Raw genomic sequence first — 3,107 nt, 5'->3', positions numbered from 1 at the left:
CTCCATCCCGGAGGCCGCCGAACGCGCCGCCGCGACCGGCGCCGACGGCGTCGGCCTGCTCCGCACGGAGCACATGATCCTGTCCACGAACAAGACGCCCGAACGCTACATCGACGACCACGGCGAACGCGCCTACATCGACGAACTCGTGCAGGGCGTCCGCACCGTCGCCGAGGAGTTCTACCCGCGGCCCGTCCGCGTGCGCACGCTGGACGCGCCGACCGACGAGTTCCGCCAGCTCGAGGGCGGCAGCGACGAACCCCACGAACACAACCCGATGCTGGGCTACCGCGGCATCCGCCGCAGCCTCGACCGCCCGGACGTCTTCAAGCACGAACTGCAGGCGTTCGCCGAACTCTACGAGATGGGGTACGACAACGTCGAAATCATGCTCCCGCTCGTGAACGACGCCGACGACGTCCGGCAAGCCCGCGACCTCATGCAGGACGCCGGCATCGACACGGACAAACGCACCTGGGGAGTCATGATCGAGACGCCAGCCGCCGCCCTCTCCATCGAGGAACTCGCGACTGAAGGCATCGACTTCGCCTCGTTCGGCACCAACGACCTCACCCAGTACACGCTCGCCGTCGACCGCAACAACGGCAACGTCGCCGACCGCTTCGACGAACTCCACCCCGCCGTCCTGAACCTCATCGAGACCACCATCGACGCCTGCCGCGAGCACGACGTCGACACCAGCATCTGCGGTCAGGCCGGGTCCAAACCAGACATGGTGGACTTCCTCGTCGAGACGGGCATCTCCTCGATCTCCGCGAACATCGACGCCGTCCGCGACGTCCAACACGAGGTCAAGCGCGTCGAACAGCGCATGATTCTCAACTCCGTACGATAGACGCACTGTTTGCTCTGTCACGGACAGAGCGCCTCGGGCTCTTTCCAGATGACGAGAGGCGCCTTTGGCGCCTCTCGAACCTGGGGGCGCGCTCCGTGCGCCCCACTCGCCAAAAACTTGCGGAAAAAGCACTCCTCACTCCCTGCGGTCGCTCGTCGGCCCGCGCTCGTTCACGTTCACTTCGTTCACTCGCGCAGTGAACCGCGGCCTTCGGGGTCTGTCGAACCGCTCAGGCCGCGGATGCTTGCTACTTGATCACGCAAATTGCGACAGGAGACCGTTCCAGTCTGTCGAGTCCCAAACACGGCGTCGACGCCGCCAGCTAACGGACCGCAAGCCGTTTCAGCGAACTGTCCATACTGGCAGGTATGCTCGCCTACCACGCCGCGTTCCTGCTGTTGGTCGCGGGGTCGACGCTGTTCTTCGCCGGACTGGCGGCGCTGAACGTCCGGCACGCCGACGAGACAGTCCGGGAGCGAACGGACTGGCTCGCGGAGACCGTCGGCGTCGAGGACCCCGACCGACTGCTCGACTACCACCGACTCACGACCGCAGCGTCCCAGCTAGAGAGCGTCGTCCTCCTCGGGTTCGTGTTGCTGGTCCTCTACACCGGGCTGTTCGGGGACGCCGTGAGCGTCGTCTACGACGCGACCGGGAACGACCTGCTCGCCGGCGTCGCCGTGTTCGTCGGCGCGACGGTCGTCGTCCAAGCACTCGGAGTGCCCTTCGACGCCTTCGACACGTTCGCCGTCGAGGACGCGTTCGGGTTCAACGAGCAGTCCCCGAAACTGTTCGCGCGCGACAAACTCGTCTCCACCGCGTTCTCCACCGTCCTCGTCGCGGTGCTCGCCGCGGCCGTGCTGTTCACCGTCCAGCAGTTCCCCCAGTGGTGGTGGGTCGCCGCCACCGGCGTGGTCGCGGTGTTCCTCCTCGCCACCCAGGTCATCGTGCCGCGCGTGTTCCTGCCGCTGTTCTACGACTTCGAGCCCGTGGAGAACAGCGACCTCCGGGACGCCGTCGACGACGTCTTCGAGCGCGCGGGGTTCACCTGCGACGACGTCTACGTCATGAACGCGAGTTCCCGGTCCGGGCACTCGAACGCGTTCTTCACGGGCTTCGGCCGCACGAAGCGCGTCGTCCTCTTCGACACGCTCGTCGAGCAACTCGACGAGGCCGAACTCCAGAGCGTGCTCGCCCACGAACTCGCTCACTGGAAGAAACGCCACATCTGGCAGGGGATGGCCTCGAACGTCGTGCAGGTCGCCGTCCTCCTGTTCGTCGCGTCCGTCCTCCTGGACACAACGTGGCTGTACGCGATGTTCGGCGCGCCCGAGACGCCCGCTGCCGGCCTGCTGCTGGCGTCGCTGTGGGTGCAGCCGATCAGTCAGTTCACGCAGCCGCTGACGAACAAGCTCTGGCTGGCGAACGAACGCGAGGCCGACGCGTTCGCCGTCGACGTGATGGGCGACGGCGACCCGCTCGCTGGAGCGCTCGCGAACCTCACCAGCGAGAACCTCGGCAACCCCTTCCCGCACCCGCTGTACGAGGCGTTCCACTACCAGCACCCGCCCGTCCCCGAACGCATCCGGTACCTCACCGAGGGCTGAGCGACCGCGGCCACCGAGCGGACGCGGGCGTTCACAGCTGTCACACCCGCAATCGGTCGTATGTCACACCCGCAATCGGTCGTCCACGGAGAGCGCAACCGCTAACTTCCCCTTGCTACTCGCGTGACCTATGCCCCGCGCGGAGCACTCCCCCGCCCCACAGGACTTTGACCGCGTACTCTCCTCGATGTGCACGGAACCCCATCCCGCGGCCCGGAACGCCGCGGAGCGGTTCCTCGCTGACAACCCCGGTGACCCCGCGACGTACCCGGCGGTCGCCGACCTCGAAGCCGAGGCCGTTGCCATGCTCGGCGACGTCGTCGGCTTCGACGACCCCCACGGGTACGTCGGGTCCGGCGGCACGGAAGCCAACATTCAGGCAGTCCGCGCAGCCCGAAATCTCGCGGACGGCGACGCGAACGTCGTCGCGCCGGAGAGCGCGCACTTCAGTTTCCAGAAGGCCGCCGACGTCCTCGACGTCGAGTTGCGGCTGGCGCCGACGGACGACGACCACCGCGCTGACGTCGACGCCGTCACCGACCTCGTGGACGACGACACGGCAGTCGTCGTCGGCGTCGCCGGGACCACCGAGTACGGCCGCGTCGACCCGATTCCCGCGCTCGCGGACGTCGCCAGCGACGCCG

Annotated in this window: 3 protein-coding genes; all 3 read left to right on the top strand. The window is 67.4% G+C overall.

Annotated features, from left to right (window positions below; translation table 11 throughout):
• The coding region (locus GRX66_RS17790; RefSeq protein WP_325064185.1) for a putative PEP-binding protein at positions 1–856 on the top strand (856 nt) is incomplete at its 5' end.
• A 368-nt stretch (positions 857–1,224) separates the two neighbouring features.
• The gene (locus GRX66_RS17785) at positions 1,225–2,463 is read left to right on the top strand and encodes a M48 family metallopeptidase (RefSeq protein WP_159527696.1); all 1,239 of its coding nucleotides are present in this window, start codon (positions 1,225–1,227) and stop codon (positions 2,461–2,463) included.
• 130 nt (positions 2,464–2,593) lie between these two features.
• A partial coding sequence (locus tag GRX66_RS17780; protein ID WP_159527695.1) for an aminotransferase class V-fold PLP-dependent enzyme occupies positions 2,594–3,107 on the top strand: 514 nt, incomplete at its 3' end.

The organism is Halobacterium bonnevillei, assembly GCF_009831555.1.
Taxonomy (GTDB): Archaea; Halobacteriota; Halobacteria; order Halobacteriales; family Halobacteriaceae; genus Halobacterium; species Halobacterium bonnevillei.
This window is presented reverse-complemented; position numbering and strand designations above follow the sequence as displayed.

What these genes read in the sequence shown, in the direction of transcription:
- GRX66_RS17785 (WP_159527696.1), top strand. Translation starts at nt 1,225, where the DNA reads ATGCTCGCCTACCACGCCGCGTTCCTGCTGTTGGTCGCGGGGTCGACG.